The sequence below is a fragment of the Methylovulum psychrotolerans genome, from assembly GCF_002209385.1.
Lineage (GTDB): Bacteria > Pseudomonadota > Gammaproteobacteria > Methylococcales > Methylomonadaceae > Methylovulum > Methylovulum psychrotolerans.
Genome location: NZ_CP022129.1, coordinates 1,469,506 through 1,495,237 on the forward strand (window position 1 = coordinate 1,469,506; position 25,732 = coordinate 1,495,237).

The 25,732-nt window shown below is 51.3% G+C and carries 24 protein-coding genes; 11 read left to right on the forward strand and 13 right to left on the reverse strand.

The annotated features are described in order from the left end of the window. Window position 1 precedes the first annotated feature (1 nt). From CEK71_RS06640 to CEK71_RS06660, 5 genes are read right to left on the reverse strand one after another with little or no spacing between them, the layout of a single operon-like run. A complete protein-coding gene (locus CEK71_RS06640) occupies window positions 2-3,265 on the reverse strand; it encodes a hybrid sensor histidine kinase/response regulator (RefSeq protein ID WP_088618651.1) in 3,264 nt (1,087 codons plus the stop codon). 54 nt (window positions 3,266-3,319) lie between these two features. After that, window positions 3,320-5,113 carry a methyl-accepting chemotaxis protein gene (locus CEK71_RS06645; protein WP_088618652.1) on the reverse strand — a complete coding sequence of 598 codons (1,794 nt, stop codon included), beginning with the start codon at window positions 5,111-5,113 and terminating at the stop codon, window positions 3,320-3,322. Window positions 5,114-5,149: 36 nt separating this feature from the next. Then, on the reverse strand, window positions 5,150-5,671 hold the full coding sequence (locus CEK71_RS06650) for a chemotaxis protein CheW (protein ID WP_088618653.1): 522 nt from the start codon (window positions 5,669-5,671) through the stop codon (window positions 5,150-5,152). An 8-nt stretch (window positions 5,672-5,679) separates the two neighbouring features. Then, window positions 5,680-6,054 (reverse strand): response regulator, encoded by a 375-nt coding sequence (locus CEK71_RS06655; protein WP_088618654.1) that lies wholly within the window; start codon window positions 6,052-6,054, stop codon window positions 5,680-5,682. 41 nt (window positions 6,055-6,095) lie between these two features. After that, window positions 6,096-6,899, reverse strand: a complete 804-nt coding sequence (locus CEK71_RS06660; RefSeq protein WP_088618655.1) for a response regulator — start codon at window positions 6,897-6,899, stop codon at window positions 6,096-6,098. 1,071 nt (window positions 6,900-7,970) lie between these two features. Here CEK71_RS06660 and CEK71_RS06665 point away from each other — a divergent pair. Together CEK71_RS06665 and CEK71_RS06670 are read left to right on the forward strand one after the other, a co-directional pair. Continuing rightward, a complete protein-coding gene (locus CEK71_RS06665) occupies window positions 7,971-9,677 on the forward strand; it encodes a proline--tRNA ligase (protein WP_088618656.1) in 1,707 nt (568 codons plus the stop codon). 325 nt (window positions 9,678-10,002) lie between these two features. Further along, window positions 10,003-11,913, forward strand: coding sequence for a L,D-transpeptidase family protein (locus CEK71_RS06670; RefSeq protein ID WP_088618657.1), 1,911 nt, complete (start codon window positions 10,003-10,005; stop codon window positions 11,911-11,913). Between the two features lie 3 nt (window positions 11,914-11,916). Here the strand turns inward: CEK71_RS06670 and CEK71_RS06675 are convergent, their stop codons facing one another. Beyond that, window positions 11,917-12,501 carry a YcbK family protein gene (locus CEK71_RS06675; RefSeq protein WP_088618658.1) on the reverse strand — a complete coding sequence of 195 codons (585 nt, stop codon included), beginning with the start codon at window positions 12,499-12,501 and terminating at the stop codon, window positions 11,917-11,919. 478 nt (window positions 12,502-12,979) lie between these two features. Between CEK71_RS06675 and CEK71_RS06685 the strand changes: the two genes are divergently transcribed. From CEK71_RS06685 to CEK71_RS06720, 8 genes are all read left to right on the forward strand, one after another. After that, window positions 12,980-13,609, forward strand: coding sequence for a DVUA0089 family protein (locus CEK71_RS06685; RefSeq protein WP_088618660.1), 630 nt, complete (start codon window positions 12,980-12,982; stop codon window positions 13,607-13,609). 81 nt (window positions 13,610-13,690) lie between these two features. Then, entirely contained in the window at window positions 13,691-15,190 is a 1,500-nt protein-coding gene (locus tag CEK71_RS23895) for a DNRLRE domain-containing protein (RefSeq protein WP_088618661.1), read from the forward strand. A 103-nt stretch (window positions 15,191-15,293) separates the two neighbouring features. After that, the gene (locus CEK71_RS06695) at window positions 15,294-15,827 is read left to right on the forward strand and encodes a phage tail protein (protein WP_088621527.1); all 534 of its coding nucleotides are present in this window, start codon (window positions 15,294-15,296) and stop codon (window positions 15,825-15,827) included. Between the two features lie 221 nt (window positions 15,828-16,048). Further along, on the forward strand, window positions 16,049-16,588 hold the full coding sequence (locus CEK71_RS06700; protein ID WP_088618662.1) for a phage tail protein: 540 nt from the start codon (window positions 16,049-16,051) through the stop codon (window positions 16,586-16,588). A 195-nt stretch (window positions 16,589-16,783) separates the two neighbouring features. Further along, window positions 16,784-17,266, forward strand: coding sequence for a GNAT family N-acetyltransferase (locus CEK71_RS06705; protein ID WP_088618663.1), 483 nt, complete (start codon window positions 16,784-16,786; stop codon window positions 17,264-17,266). A gap of 8 nt (window positions 17,267-17,274) precedes the next feature. Further along, entirely contained in the window at window positions 17,275-18,078 is an 804-nt protein-coding gene (locus CEK71_RS06710) for an aspartyl/asparaginyl beta-hydroxylase domain-containing protein (RefSeq protein ID WP_088618664.1), read from the forward strand. Beyond that, on the forward strand, window positions 18,075-19,058 hold the full coding sequence (locus CEK71_RS06715) for a hypothetical protein (RefSeq protein ID WP_088618665.1): 984 nt from the start codon (window positions 18,075-18,077) through the stop codon (window positions 19,056-19,058). Before CEK71_RS06710 ends, CEK71_RS06715 begins: the two co-directional genes overlap by 4 nt. Before the next feature lie 9 nt (window positions 19,059-19,067). Then, entirely contained in the window at window positions 19,068-20,207 is a 1,140-nt protein-coding gene (locus tag CEK71_RS06720) for a glycosyltransferase (protein ID WP_088618666.1), read from the forward strand. Window positions 20,208-20,241: 34 nt separating this feature from the next. Here the strand turns inward: CEK71_RS06720 and CEK71_RS06725 are convergent, their stop codons facing one another. The 7 genes from CEK71_RS06725 to ffh all read right to left on the reverse strand — a co-directional run bounded on the left by CEK71_RS06725 (window position 20,242) and on the right by ffh (window position 24,732). After that, on the reverse strand, window positions 20,242-20,448 hold the full coding sequence (locus CEK71_RS06725) for a DUF6494 family protein (RefSeq protein WP_088618667.1): 207 nt from the start codon (window positions 20,446-20,448) through the stop codon (window positions 20,242-20,244). A 133-nt stretch (window positions 20,449-20,581) separates the two neighbouring features. Next, window positions 20,582-21,031 (reverse strand): beta/gamma crystallin domain-containing protein, encoded by a 450-nt coding sequence (locus CEK71_RS06730; RefSeq protein WP_088618668.1) that lies wholly within the window; start codon window positions 21,029-21,031, stop codon window positions 20,582-20,584. 356 nt (window positions 21,032-21,387) lie between these two features. Further along, window positions 21,388-21,729 carry a 50S ribosomal protein L19 gene (gene rplS / locus CEK71_RS06735; protein ID WP_088618669.1) on the reverse strand — a complete coding sequence of 114 codons (342 nt, stop codon included), beginning with the start codon at window positions 21,727-21,729 and terminating at the stop codon, window positions 21,388-21,390. Window positions 21,730-21,731: 2 nt separating this feature from the next. Then, on the reverse strand, window positions 21,732-22,493 hold the full coding sequence (gene trmD / locus CEK71_RS06740) for a tRNA (guanosine(37)-N1)-methyltransferase TrmD (protein ID WP_088618670.1): 762 nt from the start codon (window positions 22,491-22,493) through the stop codon (window positions 21,732-21,734). Beyond that, the gene (rimM, locus tag CEK71_RS06745; protein WP_088618671.1) at window positions 22,493-22,999 is read right to left on the reverse strand and encodes a ribosome maturation factor RimM; all 507 of its coding nucleotides are present in this window, start codon (window positions 22,997-22,999) and stop codon (window positions 22,493-22,495) included. Before rimM ends, trmD begins: the two co-directional genes overlap by 1 nt. A 5-nt stretch (window positions 23,000-23,004) precedes the next feature. Then, window positions 23,005-23,256, reverse strand: a complete 252-nt coding sequence (gene rpsP / locus CEK71_RS06750; RefSeq protein ID WP_088618672.1) for a 30S ribosomal protein S16 — start codon at window positions 23,254-23,256, stop codon at window positions 23,005-23,007. A 120-nt stretch (window positions 23,257-23,376) separates the two neighbouring features. Continuing rightward, window positions 23,377-24,732, reverse strand: a complete 1,356-nt coding sequence (gene ffh, locus CEK71_RS06755) for a signal recognition particle protein (RefSeq protein ID WP_088621528.1) — start codon at window positions 24,730-24,732, stop codon at window positions 23,377-23,379. Window positions 24,733-24,904: 172 nt separating this feature from the next. Between ffh and CEK71_RS06760 the strand changes: the two genes are divergently transcribed. After that, window positions 24,905-25,699: a cytochrome C assembly family protein gene (locus CEK71_RS06760; protein WP_088621529.1), complete on the forward strand. Its 795-nt coding sequence runs from the start codon at window positions 24,905-24,907 to the stop codon at window positions 25,697-25,699. Window positions 25,700-25,732 lie beyond the last annotated feature (33 nt).

Here is a 25,732-nt window from a genome sequence, read left to right on the forward strand (position 1 = left end):
ACTAAAGCAAACCCTCAAGCGCCTGCAATAACTGGGTTTCCGTCCACGGCTTAGTCAGATACGCATCAACCCCGGCGTTTTTGGCTTCTTGGCGGTGTTTGTCGGTGGAGCGGGAGGTGATCATCAGCACGGGCAGCGGCGCGGTTTCCGCCTGTTGTTTCAATGCCCGTGTTAAGGCCACGCCGTCCATGCGCGGCATTTCCATATCAGTGATGACCAAATCAGGGGCGTGTTGGCCAATCTGCGCCAAGGCATCCAAGCCATCAATGGCGGTCGCCACGTCATAGCCGCTGTCTTTTAACAGCAGCGCCAAGGATTTACGCGCACTTAACGAATCGTCCACCACTAACACCCTTGGCAGCTTAACCGCCACGGTATGCGCCACATAATCCATAACGCGCTGGTTATAGGCACTTTTATGCTTAAGGGCTTCAGGCAAGTCTATAACAGGCGAAATTTGTCCGTCCGCCAACACAGTCACGCCCGGCATGGCCGGATTATGCGGCACATAACTGCCCAAATCCTTAAATACCAGTTCGCGGCTGTCCAGCAATTCCGTCACCATCACCACGACTTTTTCGCCCTGCCCCAAATTGACGCGCAATAAATGAAAATCCGGCAGCTGCCCATAATCGGCACTGGGCAGGCCAATCAGGTTTTCCATGCTGTAAGCCGGGTAGCGTTGGTCTTGATAACTGAACCAGAATCCGTTACCGTCCGCCTGTAATTGCCCGTCGGATGATAACAGGACTTTTTCAATACCGTATTGGATCAGCGATAAGGTATAAGGGCCACAATACGCCAATTGCGCTTTCAATAACAAGGCGCTGGCAGGAATAGACAGGGTAAAACGGCAGCCTTGGCCTGGAGTTGAGGCAATCTCCAGCTTACCTTTCAGGCGGATCACTTCCTGATACACCACATCCATACCGATGCCCCGCCCGGATAATTGGCTGACCTCGCTACGCGTAGAAAACCCCGGAATTAAAATCAGGCGGTCTATATCCTGCTCGCTTAAGGACGCAGCGCTGTCAATCAGGCCTTTGGCCTCGGCGATTTGCCGGATGGCGGCACGGTTAATGCCGCGCCCGTCATCTTCGCACACCACGGCAATCCTATCGGTTTCTTCAACAAAACTGAGTTGGATCAGGCCATGTTCCGGCTTGCCGACCGCTAACCTTTGGGCAGGGGGTTCCAGACCGTGATCGACGGCATTACGGAGAATGTGCATTAACGGGTCGGCCAGTTGGTTAAGGATCTGGCTGTCTATCAGCGTCTGCCCGCCCGTCACCACCAGCTCGGCTTGCTTACCCGCCACGCGGCAGGCTTGCCGGAGGGTACGTTGCAGGCGCGGCACCATAGACTCGACCGCCAGTAAGCGGGTAGCAAGAACATTATCCAAACTGTCTTTATGCAAATGCGCCAAATTGAGCAAGGTATCGGACATTTTCCGTGCATAGCCTTCCACTGTCCGCTCGATTTCACGGCTGTCGGCAGCCGCCTCATAGAGCCTGGAAATACTGCTGTGCATTTCATTAAGACGGTTCATTTCCAAGGGGTCAAAACCGTCATGAGCGGCACTGACCGCCTGGTTATTCAGGGTGGTGGTGAGTAGCTGCTCCAAGTCGGCCAGTACCCGCTGTAAGGTACGGTAACGTTCGCCGCCTGTTTTCAGCAGGGCTTTAATTTGTTTAAGCTGTTCGTCCAATTGGGTATCGGAAATTTTCACCTCGCCCGCCACACGGAATAATTGGTCAAGTAAGGCTTTAGGGACGCGGACAAAAGTATCTTCACGGCCAGCCGCTTCCTGCTCGTCAGGCAACGGCTCCGCAGCGGGGCTAGGGTTAGCCGCAACCGGCGTTGCCGCCTCTCCGGTCTGTAACCGATAATGTCCATCGGCTAATTGTTGGAGAACACTGAGGGCTTGCGGAGGGGGCGCACGCCGCGCTAACAGCGCTTCGCCCAGCACCGCCAACATGTCCGCCGCCTCCATCAGCGCCTCAACCAAACCGGCATCGGGGGATTGCGCTTGGGTATGCAAAAATTCCAATATGTCTTCCAAGCGGTGGGTTAAGTTGGCAATCCCCTTCACCCCCAACATGTTCGCCAAGCCTTTTAGAGTATGCGCGACCCGTTGCGCGGTGCGCAACGCCTCACGGTCTTGGCGGTTAAGAAAAGCCTGTAAATGCTTGGCAAAATCTTCGGTCAGTTGCGGTAAATCATTAAAGGCCATATCCAACAATTGCGGATCGACATCATCAGGAATAATTAAACTGATGTCATCAGCAGATACCACCTCAGCGACCAATACGGCAGCGGTTTGCAATTGTAATTGGGCGAACAATTGCCGTAAGAAATGGCTATCGTCGCTACTTAAGCAATACGGCCATTCCGGGTTGGCGAACAATTCGTCCAACGCTTGCTGGACAGATAGGTTTTGGGTATCTTGGCAATAGTGGGTGATAGCGGCCAAGGCGTTGTTTATCAGCATTGGCGTGTCATCGCCCAACAAGTCAGGATCATCCTGATAGCCGTGCAGGTTTTTCATCAGCCCGGTCAAGACAAAATGCCCAGCCCATAAGCGGATACCCGCCGTAGCACGGACAATCGGCCCCAAAGCTTCCAGCACTAAACTTAGCCGTTCCGGCAGCGTGGCGGAGCTTTGCCAGCATTCCTGCAATAAGACGCATTGCCCGCCGATCATGGCGATCAGTTGCGGGTCAACGCTGATCGGCCCCTCCGCCAGTAAAGCATAGTCCAGGTAGGCAAAACCGCCGTCTTCAGCACTATTGGCAACAGCGGGCACTTCTTCGCTTAGCGCTGAGTCTTCTTCGTCTTGGGCATTATCGTCTACACCCAACAAACGCAGCCTATCCGCTTCCAGCAGTTCCTGAAAATAGACCCTATCTTCATCGCTAAGCGGGCTAGGCCATTGCGGGGCTTGCAGGAAATCCAGTACCGCCAGCATGGCTTCGGGTGTGGGTATCTGGAAAAAATCGTCCAAGTGGCTAATGCCCGCCAACAAAAAAACGGTTTCGGCTTCGCCCAAACTTTCTTTGTCGGCCAACAATTGCTCTTGCAACTCGATATAAAAACCGAATAAATCCACCAGTCCTAAGCAATTTTCTTCGGCGGCGGCTATCATCAGGTTTTGCCATTGCACCGCCAGCCGTTCCAGCAAGCCGTCTTTATCAGGCCGCGCCTCCAGATAAGCCTGCTCATCAGCCAATGCCACAATAATCTGTTCAACAAATTCGACACACATGGGTGTTCCTAAGGACTGTTTAGGGGATGGGTGCGGCAGGCAAAAGCCGACCCCTTATGACAATTTAAACACACCAATCGCCGCTTGCAGCTCTTCCGCCGCCCAGACCAAGTCAGCCGACAGCTTGGTTTGCTCGGACATTTTCTCGTAGGTGGAATGGGCACTGGCATCAATGCTGACGGCGCGGAAGCGCAACTGCTCGGCCACGGCGGTTTGGGCGACCGAGTAGCGGGCGATACGCTGTATCGAGTCCACCAGCAATTCGGTGCTCAGACGGGTCTGTTGCATCCGCTCGCCCGCCTGCCCCGCCAATTGCGTGCCTTCGACCACATTGGTGATAACGGCATTCATGGCACTGACGGTATCGGCGGTTTCCTGTTGGATATTATTCACCAACTCCTCGATTTCCGCCGCCGCTTCGCTGGAGTTTTCCGCCAAACGCTGCACTTCTTCCACCACCACCATCAGGCCTTTACCCGCCACGCCCGCCGAAGCGGCATGCATACTGGCGTTCATCGCCAATAAATGGGTCCGCGAAGAAAAGCTGTCCAACAGCTTGACGATACCGCCAATCTCCTGCGAACGTTCGCCCAAGCGTTTGATTTTTTTCTCGGCATCGTTAATGGTCGTGCGGATTTTGTTAATACTGGCAATGGTCTGCGAGACCGATTCCTCGGCATTTTCGGTGGTGTTGATGGCTTTGAGGGAGGTTTCATTGGTCACTTGCGCCAATTCCGAAATCAATTGCATGGTCTCTATCGCCTGCTCCAATTCCGCTAAAGTCTCTTCAATCTCTTGTTGCTCTTCACTAGCCGATTGGGTAACAGAGCTGGATTGCTCTTTCACTTGGTTGGACGTGTCCACAACTTTTTCGGCAACAACCCGGACGTTTTCCAAAACGGCTTTAATGGATTCGGTCAATTGGTTAATCGAGTCGGCAATGGCTCCGGTAACATCTTCTTCAACGGGCAAAATCACCGTCAAATCCCGTTGGCTGAGCATGAACACGTTTTGGATCATGCGGATGATAGAAGTATTGATAGCATCATTTTCGCGCTGTTTCTGGATGAGGGCCTGTATTCTTTCATCCAACAAATTATCCAGGGTAGTCGCCAACTCGCCCAATTCATCAGAACTGCTAAGGCGGCTTCTGACCTCGGTGTCCCCCGCCGAAATTTTACGGACGGTATTTTGGATCACCGCCACCGGCCTTAACACCCCAAATTGCAGAATGAAAAAAGTCGCCACCAAAGCGATCACCATGACCGTTACGGAACCTAAAAATAACCGTAACTTAATGCTTTTTTCCGCGTCAAAAATCAATTTGTCCTTAGCCTGATAATCTTGCTTAATTGCAAAAAACCGCCCCATGAGCGGCTCCATTGCTTTGATCAGGGTTTCGATATGCTCACTGACGGCCTGTTTTTTATCGGCCTGGGAAGCTTTCAGATCAACCAGCTTATGAAATTCGTCCTGATAATCCAATAACCGCTGCTGGATGGCATCGACCAATTTTCTGTCGTCATCGGTGCGCAAAAAATACTCGACGGCAATAATGGCATCGTCCGCCAAAGACATGCTTTCATCAAAATTGTCCACCATGGCCGCTTGTTGTTGGAACTGGTAGTCTTTTTGATACCCCCGCGCTTCCAACACGTCAATCGTCACCGAATCGACTAAGCTCGATAAGGTGCTAAGCTGCTGGTTTCTCTCCAACGTACCTTCTTCAAGCTGGATGGTCTGATAATAGTTAAGCCCTAAGGATAACAAGCCCATAGCCAAAAAACCCGTCACGATAAGGAATTTTATCGGCAGTTTTAGGTTTCTAAAGGGTTTCAATAACTGCATAGTGTTTCCTCGCAAGTCAAATTAGCGCAGACACGGCTAACTCAGGAGTGATGATTGGTAGTCTTGGAATAGCGCTTTTACCGATAACAGCCAAGCATCGTAGCGGCAATCCAACCACGTTTTGCCGCTACCCGTATACGCCGCATAAACAAATGGCCGTATCTGCTCAGGGATATTGGCGACACTATCCAAATCGGCTTCCTGTAAAGCGTTAAGCAATTGCGGGTAGCTATCGATCAGCAGGCCGCACATGTTCGGTGGGCTATCGATCACCAACAGCCAATGCGGGTGTTTGGCGGTGGTTTGCGGTGCTGGCGGCAAGAGCAATTCGGGAACGGAAAATACCGCAATGACATCACCACGATGGTTAGCCATGCCTTTACACCACGGCGGCGCTAAGGGTAGCGGCGAAATTCTGGGAACGTCAAGCAATTGCACCGGGATTCCAGACGGTATTAACAAATGCAGTTGCCCGACACTAAAGCCATGGCGGATAACGCTATTATCTGTAGCGTCTTGTTGTCTAGCGGCTGGCGGGGCGGTCGGCGTACCGTTCATAACAATACCTAAATGAAATGGGCGACCTGTTCGAGTATCTGGTCATCGGTGTAAGGTTTGGCGACCAGCGCCACGGCCCCTTGCAAGGTAGCCCATACTTTATCGGCAGGCTGGTGTTTTATGGACACGATAACAATCGGAATGCCTTTGGTGTCGGCGGCGGTGGTAAGCTGCCGACACGCCGAATAGCCGTCCAATTCGGGCATCAGAATATCCATAAAAATCAGGTCAGGGTGTTCGATGCGGGCTTTCTCTACCCCTTCCCGGCCATTTTGTGCCAATGACACGGTCGCGTTCACGTTCGCTTTAGCCAGTACGGCGCACAGCCGTTGCCGGTCAATAAGGGCATCATCCACTACCAAGATTTTTTTTGTCGAAGCCATTGCCGCCACCTTTAAGCATATTTGCTGTTGGAGTTTTTGTTTTAGTCGCGGACACTAAAATTGTCCACCCATTTGGTAATGCGCTGCATCACTTTTTGAAAGTCTTCATGGACAATAGGTTTGGTCAAATAAGTTGAACAGCCGGCAATAACGCCTTTGACTTCATCCATCGGCGAGGTTTTTGCCGTCAACATAATAATCGGGGTTTTTTTCATGGCCGGGCGTTTACGCATCTGGGTGCAAGCCTCAAACCCATCAATGCCGGGCATCATAATATCTAGGAAAATAAAGTCGTAACGCTGTTCCTCGGTCATGGTTAAGGCTTCTTCGCCGCTGCCCGCAAAGTCGATATGCACAGTGGCCGGCAATTTCTCCAGTTCCAACGCCAAAGCCTTTTGCATCGGTAAGCTATCGTCCACCACCAACACGCGGTATTGCAAGGCGGTGTCGCCCTCAATAGGAGCGGCTATGGCAGCGGGTTCGGCCGTGACTGTTATGGCTGTGTGTTGGGGTTGGGCGGGTGTGGACGGCGGCTCTATGCCCCCTACCCCCGATAGGCCATCTAAAACCCGTAACACCCGTGATGCCACTAACGGAAAAGGCAAGTGAAAATACCCGGCCTGTTCGGGCGGCTGTTTGGCAACCACGCCGATTTGCACGGGTAATCCAGACAAACCCGTCAACTGCGCTTGATACGCACCGACCTCACCAAAGACCAACAGCACATCCGGCACACCCGAAGCATCAAAAGCCTGTAATGTGTAAGCCGCGTTTTTCGCCAGGGGCAAAATTTTTCCAAGCTTGGCCTCTTCTGTTGAAGGAAATCCTAAGGTGCTTATTTTCATTGCCTATTATCCTTTAAAATGTAGCTAAATTGATTCTGTATTGGCGCATGGCGTAGGCTGGCGGAGATTAATAGCCCTGGCAAAAAACCAGTGCCAGACCCAAACTTGTCCGCCGATTGCTATGGCTTTTCCGCCTTTAAGTTCATTGTACTGCGTTAAATACGAAAAACCTGCATAAAATCGCAAGCCTTACGGTGTTTGCTGGTGAGTGAATTTATAGCTTACCCTGAGCCATATATAACAGAGCGAGTGGGAACAAAAATATTTTGCCACCCTATTTGCAACAATACCTAGACATAATTAAATGGCGGTTAGGCAAGCACTTGAGGAAATACCCGAAACACATTATATAATAATGATTTTTATATAAAAATTAATAATCGAAAAGAACAAAAGCACACCTAAACTACAACATCAAAAGCAAAAAGACAGGCGGCTTTTGCAAATTTTCAACATTACACAATACACAATACACAATACACAATGCCGATATGGACATAAGCGGATACGTTTTTACGCCATGACAGAAATTTTTCTGCCATTGTGCGTAAGAAATCTGTTGCTCTTCCGACTAAAACAATGGAAATAGCCGTTTTACGCAAATAGACCGACGGAGCTTGGCGGTACTTTTGCCTACCACCGCCTGTCCGCAAAATTTAATACCGCGTTGGGAACTTTACCGCAAAACGATGGTTTAACAGAGCATGGTTCGTCTGACGCTGAACGCTAATGTGCCTGCCGATTCATGTTTATTTTTCATCGAAGCCCCTCTAACCTTCTGCTTGCCTATCAAGATAGGATTTACTATCTTGATAGGCAAGCAGAAGGTTTTTTTTGCCTCTACGTCTATAGGCCATCATTATTGCGGCTTTATCGGCAGCCACGGCCAATCTCCGCTGCCGTATTGCTTCCTACGTTACGGATTTAAACGTAGACAACCCGACGTTAACGGCCTACAGCCTCCGGTTTGGGTTGGCTCTTCACACAACAGTGGCGATTTAAACCCGCAAACGCTTGGGAACCCGCGAAAAAGCTGTAAAATAGGTACTTTTATTTTAACCCTGCCTTATTATGCGTACAACTCAGTTCCCCCTCAATACCGTCAAAGAAACGCCTGCCGATGCCGAAATTATCAGCCATCAGCTCATGATCCGCGCCGGCCTCATCCGTAAACTGGCCGCCGGGCTGTATAGCTGGCTGCCGTTAGGTTTGCGGGTGTTGCGCAAAGTCGAAAAAATCACCCGTGACGAAATGGAAAAAGCCGGGGCACTGGAAGTGTTGATGCCGACCTTGCAACCTGCCGAACTCTGGCAAGAAACCGGACGCTGGGAACAATACGGCCCCGAATTGGCACGCCTGAAAGACCGCCATGACCGCGACTTTTGCTTAGGGCCCACGCACGAAGAGATCATCACTGATTTGGCGCGTAACGAACTGAAAAGCTATAAGCAACTGCCGATTACCTTTTATCAGATACAAACGAAGATCCGCGACGAGATACGTCCGCGTTTCGGGGTCATGCGCTCGCGCGAATTCATCATGAAAGATGCCTATTCTTTCCATCTTGACCAAGCGTCCTTGCAAGAATCTTATGAGGTGATGTACCGCGCCTACAGCAATATCTTTAACCATCTGGGCTTAAAGTTCCGCGCGGTGATCGCCGACTCCGGCTCTATTGGCGGTGCCATTTCGCATGAGTTCCATGTTTTGGCGGATTCCGGCGAAGATGCCATCGCCTTTTCCAGCGCCAGCGATTATGCGGCCAATGTCGAAAAAGCCGAAGCCTTGGCCCCTACGGGCGAACGCCCTGCCGCCAGCACACCGATGGTTCTGGTTGACACCCCTGCCCAACACAGCATTGAAGAAGTTTGCACCTTTTTGACCATTGCCCCAACCCAATGCCTGAAAACCCTTATTGTCAAAGGTGAAGAAGAGGGTTTGGTGGCACTGCTGTTACGGGGCGACCACGAACTGAACAAAATCAAGGCGGAAAAACTGGCCGGTGTCGCCGCGCCGCTGACTTTCGCCAGCGAAGCCGACATTATTGCCGCCTGTGCCTGTAAGCCCGGCTCTATTGGCCCTATCGGCCTGACCATGCCGATTATTGCCGACCGTAGCATCGCCTTAATGGCGGACTTTGTCTGTGGCGCTAACCAAGACGGCAAACATTATCAAGGTGTCAATTGGGGACGCGACCTGCCCTTACCCGAACTTGCCGACCTGCGCACTGTCGTCGAAGGTGACCCTAGCCCAGATGGCCAAGGCCATATCACTTTAGCGCGGGGCATTGAAGTCGGCCACATCTTCCAGCTCGGCACCAAATACAGCGGCGCAATGAAGGCGGGCATCATTAACGAAGCCGGCAAGCACCAAATCATGCTGATGGGCTGTTATGGCATCGGCATTTCCCGCGTGGTCGCGGCGGCTATCGAACAGAACCACGATGGCCGGGGCATTATCTGGCCGACTAACCTCGCCCCGTTCCAAGTCGCCCTGCTGCCTATGAACATGCACAAATCGGAACGCCTGAAAGCCTTGGCCGAACAGCTCTACCAAGACCTGCAAGCGGCGGGCATTGACGTGCTGTTTGATGACCGCAAAGTCCGCGCCGGCTTTATGTTCTCCGATATGGAACTGATCGGTATCCCGCACTGCATTATCGTCGGTGACAAAAGCCTGGATAACGGCACAGTAGAATATAAGGCCAGAACCTCGCGCGACAATGAAGAATTGCCGCTTACCGACGTACTGGCGTTTCTTCAGGCTAAATTAGCATAAGTTCTGCTGGCCCGGCCAAACAATAATATCACCCTAACTTGTCGGGAGTTACCCCGGCTAGGCTCGCCACCGCTTCGGATAGCTAAGCGCTTTCCAAAGCGGCCTTATATGCCGCCGCCTTACCGTAAACGCCGCATTGCCAAGCAAGAAAGAGGGATTTGCAGCAACGAATTACCTTTGTCGTCCATGTTGGCCGTTAACTTAGTGTAAAATAAACCAAGCCTAGCGACATAACAGCTTATCCTGGTTTCATATCATCCTAAGAAACAGCCTGTTAGTGGTAATATTGGCACAATCGGCAGTTAAGCTAACATCTGGATATTTTATGCACCTGAATATATTGGCAAGTTTTAAGCGTTTTGATGGATTTAATAATTCCGCTAGGGTAAGGCTACAGCCTGCGCGTGTATTGGCTTCCCGCCCCACCGCTCTCTCAGGTAGCTGGCTAAGCCGCCAAGCTCCCCGTTGGTTCATGTACGCCTGCCTGACGTTAATGGCTCCGCCGCTATTGGCCAACGACCCCATCTTAAATCCGACACCAGCAGTTCCGGCTCTTGCGCCTGTCAGCCAAGAAATCACCGCAATCATTACTGCCAAACAACATCCTTTGCTGTTACCCGGCGGCTTTGCCAGTCGCGCCGACGATTTGGATGCCCTCTATAAAATGGCTAACTACCAACCGCTCTGGCTGGGCACAGAGACATCGGAAAAGAATATCACGGCGTTACTGGAGCTATTAGCCAATGCGGCAGTAAATGGCTTACAAACCAGTCATTACAATCTCGACACCTTGCAGAAAAAAATGCCCGCCATGCTGCATTTGGATGCGGATGCCTACCGGGAACAGGCCAGTTACGACACCGCCTTGAGCCTGTCGCTGTTGCGTTTTTTACACGACTTGCATTATGGCCGTATCAGCCCCCAGGTCATTAACTTTAACCTCAAGCTCCGCGACAAAAAAACCATCGACCTGCCTGCCCTCATCAAGGCCAGCACCGAACAGCAAACCGTCGCCAGCCTGCCTAGCATGGTCGAGCCGCAACTGAAGCAATACCAACTGTTAAAAACCGCCTTAGAACATTACCACGCCTTGGCGCAACAGGCCAAACCTTTCGCCATGACGTTTAAAAAACCCATCCGCCCTGGCGAAAACTTACCCGAATTGGCGGATCTGCGGGATTTACTGCATACCTTAGGCGATTTGCCCAGCAGCCAAAGCAATGGCAAAGCGACCCGCTATAGTGATGACACCGTGACCGCCATGAAAAGCTTCCAGCGGCGGCATGGTTTATCAGGTGACGGGGTGATCGGCAAATCCACTGTAACGGAACTTAATGCGGGCTTGGAAAAACGGGTAACCCAAATTAGCTTGGCGATGGAGCGCCTGCGGTGGTTGCCGGAACTGGGCAGCGGCCCTTCCATTGTCGTCAATATCCCCGCGTTCCAACTCTGGGCACTTGATGACATTAACGATTTACAAACCACCACCACGCAAATGCGGGTAGTGGTCGGCAAAGCCATGAAAGCCCAAACACCGGTACTGATGGCGAGCATGAGCTTTATTGAATTTTCCCCTTATTGGAACGTGCCTTACAATATCGTCAAAAATGAGATATTGCCCAAATTGGCCAATGGCCCAGGCTATCTAAACTCACAAAATATGGAACTGGTCGGCAAAAGCGGAGCGGTCGGTTTTTCGGGTGCGGCACTGGCGCAATTAAAACAAGGGACGCTAAGAGTCCGGCAAAAACCGGGAACGAGAAATGCGTTAGGACGGGTTAAATTCCTTTTCCCTAACAAAGATGATGTGTACTTACATGACACCCCCGCTGATGCTTTATTTAGCCGTTCACGGCGGGATTTTAGCCACGGCTGTGTCCGCGTCGACGATCCCCAAGCTTTAGCGGAATTTGTCTTGAAAAACCAAAAAGGCTGGGACAAGGCTAAGATACAACAGGCCATGAAATCGGTAAAAATGCAGCGGGTCGTTTTGGCCAAACCCATTCCGGTACTGTTTTTTTACACCACGGCCTTTTTCGATGAGCATAACCAATTAGTGTTTTATCCCGATATCTACGACCATGACACGGTCTTACTGGAGGCGTTAAAAAATCCTGGCGAACTGTCCGATCAAATGCTCTTTGTCCAAGCCAACGATCCAATTAAGGTAAAAGACGACGCGGTTCTGCCCGACATCGGCACCGATGCTTTAAAAACGGTCGATATTAACAAATAGCCTTCACCACAACCTAATATCCCCCGTGTCCAGATGGACAAAATCGGCATGGGGATAATAGCCGACCCCACCCCGCTGCATCGCCACCGCCGCTTGCCTAATGACGGCGGTCGGCACACCCTCAATACGGATATCAATCGCCCTACCCTCCATATGCAAGCTGTGCTTGGCGACCCCATGGCTTTGGCGGCGCAGTTGCGCATTCGTAAACGGCGAACGGTACCCGGACACCACTTCGATGGGCTGGCTGATACCTAGCCACTGGCTCAAATCATACAACTGGTCAAGCAACGCCGGATCAATCGGGTGCAACTCATCAGTATGGCTATCGCGTAGCAAATAATCCACTTCGCTTAAAGCATTATCAAGATAACGGCCTTGGTCAAAATAAGTGACTTGGATGGCATCGCCCGTGTGCGGACGCAGTAAGGCGAGTGTTCGGGGCGGTGGGGCATAGTGGCGGAGGGCGGCTTTGGCAATCGAAGGGGTAGTGGCCGCTAATAGGGAACCACAGACTAACTGCTTTAAAAAACGGCGTTTGGTCAGCACGGGCGGTTGCGCCGTGTCGGTGTCATGAGGTCGGTTCATTGGCAAGCTCCAAAATTTTTGCCTATTTTGCCTACAATTGCCTTAACAAAATCTTAAATCCGCTTTTTTTACCCGCAAAACTTGCGGCTTCTGATCGCCGCACCCACTTTTTTTTAAATCCCCCTGCCACAACCAAGCGGCCACAGCCGCAAAAATGCTTGAATTATGGTCTGTGCCTGCTCCAGCATCCCCTTAATTATACCGGTCAGATAAAATTACTTATATCCCTGTATTTTCAATCATTACCAGGAAAACAACAATACCGCGAACAAACATATAATTTTTGAAAATGTGAAAAACTACCTTATTTAATTTTCATCACAAAAATTCCTGCTTTTTATAATCAAACAAAATCACATATTTTTTTAAAAAATGTGAGAAATTACCTCGGAATTCTAAAGAAGTCTTGTTAAAATCCGTCCGTTTTTTGATGGAGTTCACACTTTTCAAGTATTAATCTAGCAATCGGGTAATAAGTATGATAGCAAAACACCGCTTTACCACATTGAAACTCGCCTTCTTGCTGCTGGCTAGCCAGTCCGTAATGGCGGCAGATTTCAGCTTTACAGGCAACTTCACTCAAGACAGCGATGTCCAGCTGTTTAGTTTTTCCCTAGCCTCAGACTCTTCATCTTTTATTATCGACACCTTGTCTTTGAACGGCGGAACAAATGCCGCAGGTGCAACTATTGGTGCGGGGGGCTTTGACCCTTATCTTGCCATTTTTAAAGAGTCCGATGGCCAATGGTTCTATTCCACCGAAATCAAAAATGCCGGTGATGAAGCCATTATTTCTAGCAGCCTGTTATTTGCCGGCAACTACCTATTAGCATTGACCCAAACCGACAATTTCCGGGCAGGCGACTATTTGACGGACGGCTTTGCATTCGATTTGGGCCTAACCAGCTTTTCTCCTACCCCGTTCACCACTAACGGCGGCGGCGGTAGTGGCCAATGGGCGGTTGACATCAAAAATGTCAGCGCGGCTGATACCTACCCATCATCGCCAGTACCTGCCCCAGCGGCCTTACCCCTGACGCTGATTGGCCTACTGGGCTGGCAAGCCAGCAAAGTAGCAAAAAAAATCCGTACCACAACCGCTGCTTAAGCCGTAACCGTTTGTCTAGGAGTTGCCAGCCGTTCAGGTTAGGGTAACTCCATCATCGATAAAATATTTTTTGGAGTTGCCATGCGCTTATCTTTCACACCCCTACACGCCGCTATCGCCTTAGCGTGCCTTAACCCAATCACTGCCCATGCCGTGGTTGCCCCGCTTATCGCTGATGTTAATTCAGCAGCGACCAATACGGGCGGTGCAGTAGCCATTAATATTGTTTCTAGCAGCAAAGCCCTGTTCAATTTTGATTTATCGGCATTGCCTAGCGGCGTCACCTCCAGTGATGTTGCCAAAGCCACCCTGGTCTTTTATGTAAAAACCATTCCCAGCAGCGGCAAAATCCAAGCGAGCCCCATCACCCAAGCATGGAGCGAAGGGACTGTCACTACCGCCCCCACCCAAGGTGCGGCAGCGGCCAGCAGCGCGACCATTAGCCGTGCCAATAGCTATTTTGCTGTTGACGTCACCAACTTGGTTCTGGATTGGGTTGACAATCCTGCCAATAACAACGGCTTAGTTTTGGAACCTGATGCTTCAACAACCAACACATCCATCACTATAGACAGTAAAGAAGCCCTGCAAACCAGCCATCCGGCTTATCTTGAAATTTCATTAAAAGGGCCGGCGGGAGCGGTTGGTGCTACGGGTGCGACCGGAGCGACAGGGGCAACCGGCCCGCAAGGCCCCACAGGATCGACTGGCGCTACAGGGGCAACCGGCCCGCAAGGCCCTACAGGATCGACTGGCGCTACAGGGGCAACCGGCCCGCAAGGCCCCACAGGATCGACTGGCGCTACAGGGGCAATCGGCCCACAAGGCCCTACAGGATCGACTGGCTCGACCGGAGCAACCGGCCCACAAGGCCCTACAGGATCGACTGGCTCTACAGGAGCAACCGGCCCACAAGGTCCTACAGGATCGACTGGCTCGACCGGAGCGACTGGTTCAACCGGCCCGCAAGGCCCTACAGGATCGACTGGCTCAACCGGCCCGCAAGGCCCGACGGGAGCCACGGGTTCAACCGGCCCACAAGGCCCAACGGGAGCCACTGGCTCGACCGGCCCGCAAGGCCCGACGGGATCAACTGGCGCTACAGGGGCAACCGGAGCGACTGGCTCAACCGGCCCTCAAGGCCCTACCGGTTCAACAGGCGCTACGGGAGCGACAGGCTCTACCGGAGCGACAGGCGCCACTGGCCCAGGCGTACCTACAGGCGGCACCGCCAATCAGGTGCTATCTAAGATTGACGGCACTAACTACAACACCCAATGGGTAACCCCTGCTTCGGGTTCCAGCATCCCTGTTTATGACAACAGCGGCACAGCCATTTCAAATGTGCACATCGTTACTGGCAAAATCACAGGAATAGGCGCCAGCAGCTCAGGCTCGGTCACTTTTAGCAGCAACGCCGTTTTTGTTGGTAATGCCCCAATTTGTGTGGTAACACCTTTGACTTCTGCTGGCACCGTCAGTAGCCCACCAAGAATATCAACCACCACAACAAGCCTTAGCGTATCCAACACCAATACAGTTAATGCTCTAGATGTCTCTTATCATTGTATAAGCAATTAAAAGCTATAAAACATTAAACCTTACCCTCCGTTTAGCCATAACCGCCATACGGTTAAGCGGATTTTATTGAATGGCGAATACTATTATTATTGAGGAGTTCATTATGTCAGAACCTTTTGTCGGCGAAATCCGTATGGTCGGCTTTAATTATGCCCCACGCGGCTGGGCTTTGTGCGATGGCCATACACTTCCCGTTGCCCAATACCAAGCTCTGTTTGCCTTACTCGGCGTAACCTACGGCGGCGACGGACGCACTACCTTTGGCTTACCTGATTTACGCGGGCGGGTGCCAGTAAACCAAGGCGCCGGCCCTGGCTTAAGCACCTATACGATGGGCCAAAAAGCAGGTAGTGAAACAGTTACCTTAACCAGCGCCCAAATACCTAACCATACCCATGGCTTGAACGTTTCCAGTGGTCACGGCAATCTTGCGACCCCTGTCAACAACTTTTTAGCTGTACCTATCGATAATAATGGTGCCGCCGATATGCAGGATTTTGCCGGTTTGGCTAACGCAGCCATGAATGCGGCGGCGATTGGTGCGACGGGCGGCAACCAAGCCCATACCAACATACAGCCGTATTTGTGCGTAAACTTTATTATTGCCTTAAACGGTATCTTCCCAAGCAGAAACTAAGGGCGGGCCTTGCCAACACTCGGCTTATAAAAATGGGCATGACATAGCGAATATCCGCCAGACCTTTCAGGCTTTTTTACGCAATAAGGCATTGAAAGGTCTGGTCGGCGCTGACGGAATGATTTTCCGAGCCTATTTTACCGTCTTAACCTGATTCGCCATACAGTTAAGCGGCCATTTACTTTAAACGGCGGATACTAATTATTATTGAGGAGTTCATTATGTCAGCACCTTTTATCGGTGAAATCCGTATGGCAGGTTTTAGCTATGCCCCGCAACCCGGCTGGGCTTTATGTGATGGCAGAGTGCTAGCCATTTCCCAAAACCCAGCACTGTTTGCCCTAATCGGTATAACTTACGGCGGTGACGGCCAAAACACCTTTGCCTTGCCCGACTTACGCAGCCGAGTTCCGGTAAATGAAGGTAGTGCCCCTGGGTTAAGCTCGTATCTGTTAGGCCAACGGAGCGGCATAGAATCGGTAACCTTATCTTATGCTTCTTTGCCCAGCCACAGCCACGCTTTAAACGTGTCTAGCGCAGACGGGACTTTACCGACACCCGTCGGTGAGTTTTTGGCTAAACCTATTGATAAGCTCGGCAACGCGGATATGCAGGATTTTGCCAGTGCACCTAATTCCATCATGAACCCAACAGCGGTTAGCGGAATACCTAACAGCGGTCAGGCGCACCCCAACTTACAGCCTTATTTGTGCGTAAACTTTATCATTGCCTTAGAGGGCATTTTCCCAAGCAGAAACTAAGGGCTGTTTTTGCCATAGCCTCGGCCACTAAAAACGATTAAGGCATTAGCTCCGCCAAACCTTGCAGATTTATGCCTCTTAAAGCACAAATCTGCAAGGCCTTAAGCAGTAAGTTGCCTGTCCGGCACTCGTTACCCTAGCCGAGGCTACGCCTTTCTGTTACCATTTTTTCTTTTAGCCAACACCCCTACCACCATGCAGGCGATTACCCTACGCCCCGAAACGGCGGCTGACGAGCTGTTACTGCGGCAAATTTACGCAGCTAGCCGTAACGAAGAACTGGCCTCCGTACCTTGGACAGACGCACAGAAAAGCGCCTTCCTAGCCATGCAATTCGATTTGCAACGCAGCCATTATCGGCAACATTATCCGAATGCCGATTTCCTTATCGTCAGCCAAGCGGACAAGCCTATCGGACGTTATTATCTGCATCGTGGCGAAACCGACTTGCTGTTGATAGACATTGCCTTATTGCCCCCTTACCGTAGGCAAGGCATCGGTAGCTTGCTGTTGTACAACCTATTGGCAGAAGCCGAAGAGTTTAACAAACCCGTGCAACTGCATGTGGAGCAGTTCAATCCCGCGCAACACCTTTACCTAAAACTGGGCTTTTCTGTCATCGAAGATAAAGGCGTACACCGCCTGATGCAATGGCGGCCACAAGCCAGTAATCCTTAAAAAAAACCATGCCAGCACAAACACCTATTTCTGCCTGCCGTTTACCGCTCGCGTTCAATGCCGCCCAACTCCAAGCCGATGTGGCAACGTTAGCTCCTACCGACTGGCAAGCCCATTTCAATAACAGCATTTATCAAGGCGATTGGAGCGCCGCCGCCTTACGCGCCGTTCCGGGCAGCCATAACGCGATTTATTCCGATCCTAACGCCGAAACTTGGGCGGATACCGAACTGTTGGCGCGTTGCCCACATCTGCAAGCCGCCCTTAGCCAGTTTGCCTGCCCGTTGTTGTCGGTGCGGCTTTTACGGCTCGCGCCTAGCGCCGTTATCAACGAACACCGCGATCATGGCTTAGGCTTGGATGTCGGTGAAGTCCGCATCCATCTGGTTATCGCCACCAACCCTGATGTCGAATGCCGTATTGACGGCAACGTTTACCATTGGGCGGCGGGGGAATGCTGGTATGCCGATTTTAGCCTGCCGCATTTTTTTGCCAACCGGGGCGATACTGAGCGCGTCCATCTGGTACTCGACTGCAAAGTCAATGACTGGCTTTTGGCGCTCTTAGCCGCTGCCGAACAGGCCACGCCCAATGCGCCTTCCCTGCCACCACTGACAGTTGCTTGGTTGCACCAACAAATGCAAGATAACCCTGAACTGCACAGGCAGTTATTTGCCATTAACACCAGCGATGCCTTTATCGCCGCCTTGGCCAATGTGGCCGCACGTTCCGGGCATAGCTTGGACGAACCGGAATTAAGGCAGATAATGCGCCAAAACCACCGTGCTTGGATTGAAAGGAACTTGCCATGACCACAACCGATGCTTTAACGGACTGGATACCCTTATATCTGCAACGCGGCCATGTCCATTGGTGTTATATGGGGCAAGAGCGTTTTGTCGAACCGTTTTGCCAAGACACCTTACAAAAACTCGCGGTCAAACCCTTTAACCAATTGTTCCGCCAACGCACCGAGTTATCGGTATTAACCGAACGCGCCCTTAGCCATCCGGGCTTGCCCTTACAAGGTATCATTTTCCATAGCAGCCGTTGCGGCTCAACCTTGGCCGCGCAAGCCCTCGCCGCCTTATCCGATAGCGTCGTGCTATCGGAACCGCCTGCTATTGATACTTTTTTGCAATGGCTAACCGCCTCCCCGGATTTTGACAAACAGGCAGGCGAAGCCTTACTGCATGACCTCACTGCCGCACTGGGGCAACCGCGCCGCGCCCAAGACCAACGTTTATTCCTAAAAACCGATTGCTGGCATATCTGCCATATCGGGCGGATTCTGAGTGCTTTTCCCGGTACGCCATGGCTATTCCTCTACCGCGACCCACTGGAAGTGCTGGTTTCGCAAGCGCGTATGCCTTCATCGTATCTGATCCCCGGCTCAATGATAGCGCACGGCCTTTATCCGCCCGAACAGCTCTTTAACCAACCCTTAGAGCACGGCGCGTGGGTGCTTTCCCATATCCTGAACGCGGCTATCCAAGCCCTGCAAACTTATCCGGGCGGCTTGCTGGTCAATTACAGCGAATTGCCGACGGCCTTGACAACCCGCCTTGCCCCACATTTTAAGCTGCACCTGAACGGCTCTGACCTTACCGCTTGGCAACAGACCACAGCCCGCCACTCTAAAAATCCCCAGCAGACTTTTACCGCCGATGCCGCCGATAAACAGCGCGACGCCGATGAGGCGATACGCGCCATCGCCGCGCGCTGGTTAGACACGCCTTATGCCGTATTGGAGCAAATGCGCTTGGAACGGCTGACAGGCCTGATAAACTAAAGGACAGGTATGGCTAGCATAGGCTTAGTGATGATCGTTAAAAACGAGGCCAAGGTCATCCGCCGCTGCCTAAGCAGCGTGTTACCCTTGCTAGATTATGTGTTAATTGCGGATACCGGCTCCACTGACGGTACGCAAGACCTCATCCGCGCCTTTTTGCGTGAGCAGCAATTGCCCGGCCAAGTGCTTGACGAACCGTGGCAAAATTTTGCCGCGAACCGCAATTCGGTACTGGCCAAACTGCGTGGGCGCACCGAGATAGATTATGCGCTGATGATTGATGCCGATGAAGTATTGGTGTTTGCCCCCGACTTTGACTGCACGGCCTTCAAAAACAGCCTGTCCGCGCCTGTCTATGACATCCCCACGCACTTTAACGGCCTGATCTACAACCGCCCACAACTGTTCAGCAACCGCCTGCCGCTGGTTTATAAAGCCGTGTTGCACGAATATCTGGACTGTGCCGATCTTAGCCGCGCCCTAGTGGGCGGCTTTTTTAACCAGCCCACTACAGACGGGGTAAGAAGCCAAAACCCCGATAAATTCCGGGCCGATGCAGCCCTGTTAGAGCAAGCGTTACAAACCGAAACCGACCCGTTTTTAATCTCGCGCTATACTTTTTATCTGGCGCAAAGCTACTGGGATATTGGCGAGTTGGAACGGGCAGTAGAGACTTATTTACGCCGGGCGCAACAAGGCTTTTGGCAACAAGAAGTGACTGTCAGCCTCTACAATGCCGCGCACCTGAAAGAAGTGCTAGGCCATCCGCCTGAAGAATTATTGACACTGTATCTTCGTGCCTTTGAGGCCTGCCCAAACCGCGCCGAAGCCTTACATGGCGTAATGCGGCTTTGCCACACCTTGGGTAAATATCAGCAAGGCTATGTGTTCGGCAAACACGCCCTGACCCTGAGCAACCCGCCCGATGCCTTGTTTGCCAAACAGTGGTTGTATGACTACGGCTTATTGGATGAATTCGCTATCACCGCGTATTGGGCGGGGCATTACCAAGAGTCGTTGGCCGCTTGCCAGCAACTGCTGGCCGATAAGCGTATCCCCGCCGAACACTGGCCGCGTATCCGCGCAAACGCCGGCTTTGCCATCGCCAAACTTAACCAACCGGAATTAAGGGGGCTATTGCCAAGTTAAAAGCCAGCAATACGGCTCTTCCAGCCATTAGCCGTTACTCAAGCGCTATCGTGCCCTCAATACAATGGCTAATGCCGACAGCCGGAACTTCCAGCGTCATACTGACCGCAACCGTTTCTGTACCGCTTAATTGCCCTGCTTCAACAGCCTTTAAAATAGCATGTTCGATTTCCCGTTGCGAGGTGATGCCGACCGTTTTCAAAAACTTTCTGATTTCGATGTTAAAGATATCTTCGTTCATCTGCATTCTCCTGTAGCTGATCATTACGCCAAATAGCCGTACAAATTTTTTAACCTACTCGCATAGTGAGGGGCTGTATTTTTAACCCAACCCCACATAGTATGACTTGGCATATATGTCCTGCCCTAAAGGTTCATTCAAGACAATCAATCTTCAATGAACGGGTTTTATCATGGAAATTAAAATCGCTAAGGTCGTGTATTGTCGCTTTGGCACCAAAAATCAGCTCGGAATCTTCTTTGATGTCCTGTTCCGTAACCCCTAAAGAACGCATTAAATCTGGATATTTTGCCATTTCCTTTAACGTGAGTTTAAAGTTGAGATTTTCAAAAACCGTCACTTTCGCCTTAGGCCCGACTTTAATGCTGTCAATGCGCAAATCCCAATTTTCGCCATTGACGTTATGTAAATTGTCCAGTTGCACCGGCCCGTTCAGCCGGACATGCTCGCCCGTATAGTTAGTGCCATGAAAAAACTCGGCCCAACAGGCTTCGTCCCCGGCATAAGCCGTAGCTACCGTGCCTAATAATAATGCCGTAACGCAACACATTTTAATGCCGCTGAATAATCGGATGCTGTTCATTGTTATCCCCTCCTCCATCTTTTATTGATCGAATGGCATTGCCGCCCTGACCGCTGTTGGGAATCCAATGCCCGTTCAGCCTGTTCACTGTAACGTCGGAAATAACGCATATAGACAGGCTGAGGTACTTAATGCCCTCACCGTTAGGTATGCAAGCGCTATCAAAGCAAGCGTTAAGCCGATAGCGCGTGTAAAAAATGGGCGGTCGCCCGCAAAATGCAACCGAACCGAGCCATCATCCCCCAACAAGGGCAGGAACCTATTCTTAGAGAGCCTATAAAAGCAAGGCAGTTCAACAAACATAAAAAAAGGCAGCCTAAGCTGCCTTTTTCACTGCACGGATTAAAAATAACCGCTTACAGTTTTTCTTTAATACGCGCCGCTTTACCGGTAAGATCACGCAGATAGTACAGTTTGGCGCGGCGGACATCGCCACGGCGCTTAACAATAATTTCACTGATCATAGGGCTGTGGGTTTGGAAAACCCGCTCAACGCCTGTACCGTGGGAAATTTTTCTGACGGTAAACGCCGAGTTTAAGCCACGGTTACGCTTAGCGATAACAATGCCTTCAAACGCCTGAATCCGCTCACGCTCGCCTTCTTTTACTTTTACTTGTACCACAACAGTGTCGCCTGAGCTAAATTCAGGGATTTGTTTTAACTGCCGCGCTTCCAATTCATCAATAATATTGCTCATCACTACACCTTTTTATTCAATTCTACTATAAATTCTTTCAGCAGCTTGTCCTGTTCTGCATCCAAATTATTATTTTTTAATAAATCTGGCCGTCTTTGCCAGGTTCTCCCCAGTGCTTGCTTCATCCGCCAACGCGCTATTTCCGCATGGTTTCCGCCCATTAACACGTCGGGTACTGCACGGTCATTAATCTGTTCAGGCCGCGTGTAATGCGGACAATCCAAAAGGCCAGCGGCATGGGAGTCCTGCACTGCCGAATCGGCATCACCGAGCACACCCGGTAACAAACGGGTGATGGCATCAATCACTATCAGCGCGGCAAGTTCACCGCCGCTGATGACGTAATCGCCTATCGACCATTCTTCATCACAATCCAGATCAACAAAACGTTCGTCTATGCCTTCATAACGCCCCGCCACCAACACCAATTGCGCCAGTTGGCTGGCATCCTTGAGCAATGCCTGGGTTATCGGTTTTCCTTGCGGACTTAAACAAACCACCTTGCGCCCGCCCGCCGGAGTGGCGGCTTGCTGCGCTGCCGATACGGCATCATGCAAGGGCTGGTACTTCATCACCATGCCAGGGCCACCGCCATAAGGGCGGTCATCGACCGTTTTATGCCGGTCATGGGTATAATCCCTAGGGTTCCAGACCGACAGACTGACGATGCCGCGCTCAATGGCACGGCCTGTTACGCCATAAGCGGCGGCAGCCGTGACCATTTCAGGAAACAAGGTGACGACATCAAAACGGGTCAGAACCATTAAAAGTCAGGATCCCAGTCGACAACCATCAATTGCGCCGCCAAATCAATACGGATAATGGTCTGCCCTTGCAAAAACGGGATGGCCCTAGGACGCTCGCCGCTCACCACGACGACATCGTTGGCCCCTGTTTCCAACAGGCTGTCAACAACGCCTAACGATACGCCGTCGGTCGTTTCAACGTTTAAACCGAGCAAGTCCGACCAATAATATTCATCAGCAGCCGTTTTTGGCAATTGCTCAGGGGTGATAAAAATCGTCCAGCCCATTAATGCAGCCGCCTGATCCCTATCGTCTATCCCCACCAGCTTGGCCACCACCGCCCCGCCTTGTAACGTCCCTTCAATCACCTTAACGGTTTTCGTCTCATTGCCTTTGCTCAGCAGCCAAGGCGAATAGCTTAGGATATTGTCGCGCGGGTCGGTAAACGAAAAAACTTTTACCCAGCCTTTGATACCGAAAACGCCGGACACTTCGCCAACGTTAACCAGCCCTTTATCTGCCAAGCGGATTAGGCGGCTGCCTTAGCAGCGTCTTTAATCAATTTGGCGACGCGGTCAGAAGGCTGTGCGCCTGTGGCCTGCCAGTAAGCGACGCGGTCACCGTCTAAACGTAATCTTTCTTCATTGCCACGCGCTAATGGGTTAAAAAAACCGACGCGTTCGATATAACGGCCATCACGACCGCTTCTGCTATCGGTGACAACGACGTGGTAAAAAGGGCGGTTTTTTGCACCACCTCTTGAAAGACGAATGGTTACCATCTAATTTCCTCAAAAAAACATTTAATAATTGTTAATCCGCCTATTTTACGCGAATTTACTGATAAGTGAAGAAAAATTAATGCCGACTTCAGGCAATCGGCAGATTTTCTTCCCTAGGAACTATCTTCTCAGATTCTTAGCGTTGCTTTTCAGGCCGCGCATCATATTCGCCATGTTACCGTTTTTCATTTTCTTCATGACCTTTTGCATCATCTGATACTGCTTTAAAATCCGGTTAACATCTTGTAATTCCTGACCACAGCCGACCGCGATACGCTTTTTGCGGTTGCCCTTAATCAAATCAGGGAAACGGCGCTCCTGCATGGTCATGGAGTTAATCACCGCAATTTGCCGCGCCAACATCTTGTCGTTCATCTTTTCTTTGACTTCTTGCGGCACTTTATTCATGCCGGGCATTTTTTCCATCATCGAACCGATACCGCCCATGCTTTGCATTTGCTGGAGCTGCTCGCGCAGGTCTTCCATATCAAAGCCTTTGCCTTTTTGCATTTTGCGGGCAAATTTTTCGGCCTTTTCCTTATCGACCTTTTTCTCAATCTCTTCAATCAGGCCAAGAATGTCACCCATGCCCAAAATGCGCGAGGCGATACGGTCAGGATAAAACGGCTCCAGTTCCGAGGTCTTTTCACCGACACCGATAAACTTAATCGGCTTGCCGGTGATATGGCGGATAGACAACGCCGCCCCGCCCCGGGCATCGCCGTCGGCCTTGGTCAAAATCACCCCCGTCAGCGGCAGGGCATCGTTAAATGCCTTTGCGGTTATCGCGGCATCCTGTCCGGTCATGCTATCGACCACAAACAGGGTTTCAATCGGCTTAATGGCGGCGTGCAAGGCCTTAATTTCGACCATCATCTCATCATCGACATGCAGACGGCCTGCGGTATCGATGATAATTACATCCAAGAATTTGCGCTTTGCCGCGTCGATGGCGTTTTTGGCGATCTCGACCGGATCTTGCGAAATGTCGCTAGGGAAGAAATCCAACGACAAATCCGCCGCCAAGGTTTCCAACTGTTTGATCGCCGCCGGGCGGTACACGTCAACACTGACTACGCCGACTTTTTTCTTATGGTTTTCTTTCAGCCAACGGCCCAGCTTGGCGACCGTGGTGGTTTTACCCGCCCCTTGCAAGCCCGCCAACAAAATTACCGCAGGCGGCACAGCCTTAAGGTTAAGGCTTTCGTTCGCCTCACCCATGACCTTAATCAATTCGGCCTGCACCAGCTTAATCATCGACTGGCCGGGAGTCAGGCTGGACTGGACATCCTGCCCTAATGCGCCAAGCTTGACTTGTTCGATAAAATCGGTGACAACAGGCAGCGCGACATCTGCCTCCAGCAACGCCATACGCACTTCGCGCAAGGTATCCTTGATGTTGTCTTCGGTCAGGCGGGCCTGACCCTTGAGTTTTTTCAGTGTGTCGCTTAAGCGGTCGGTTAAAGTATCAAACATATCGGCGTTGTTATTATTCTTAAAAGACAAAGAAGCTATCCGTAGGCATAAATGCACTAGGACTATTTAACCTGTTATATTAACATAGCCAATGAGACCTTTGCACTTAGCAGTCATTGCCAAACCCATCCTGCTTACCCTCTACCGTCATCGCCGCGCTAAAAATAAGCCAATGATTTCCATCGCCCTCGCTACTTTTGCAATCTTTGCCTATCTGGCAAGCACCGCGTTAATCTTCCGGCAGATGCGCGAAAACCAGCGCCGATACGCCCCGATTTATCTGGCATGGGTCGCCGTGTGCGCACATATCGCCTTTGTCGCCAGCGAATTTACCCGCTACCATAGCTTTAGCTTTAATTTTTTTAGCACCGCCTCGCTGGTCGCCATGATTGTCGCCTTGGTGCTGCTGCTCGCCGCCCTTAATAAACCGGTCGAAAAACTCGGAGCCGTGCTGTTCCCCATCGCCGCCACCATGCTGGGGCTGGACATTAATTTTGCCGACCCCAGCCAGCACCTTTCCCACTACAGCTGGGGTATGACTAGCCACATCCTGGCCTCCATCATTGCCTTTAGCCTGTTGAATATCGCCGCCTTACAAGCCCTACTGCTCTATATCCAAGACCAGCAACTGAAAAGCCATCCGCCCAAACGCTTCATCCAAGCTCTGCCCTCATTGCAGGCGATGGAATCGCTGCTGTTCCAAATGATCGCCACCGGGGTCTTTTTCCTGACCCTCTCACTCATCAGTGGTTTTGCTTTTGTCGAAGACCTGTTTGCCCAGCATCTGGTACATAAAACCGTGCTGTCGATAGTGGCGTGGCTGATTTTCACCAGCCTGTTACTCGGCAGAAAATGCTATGGCTGGCGCGGCAAAACCGCCATTCAGTGTACCGTCAGCGGCTTTGTCCTGCTGCTGTTGGCATACTTTGGCAGTAAATTGGTATTGGAGTTGATTTTGCACCGCTAAGCCAATCCGCTATGCGCATTTCACCCAAAGCCT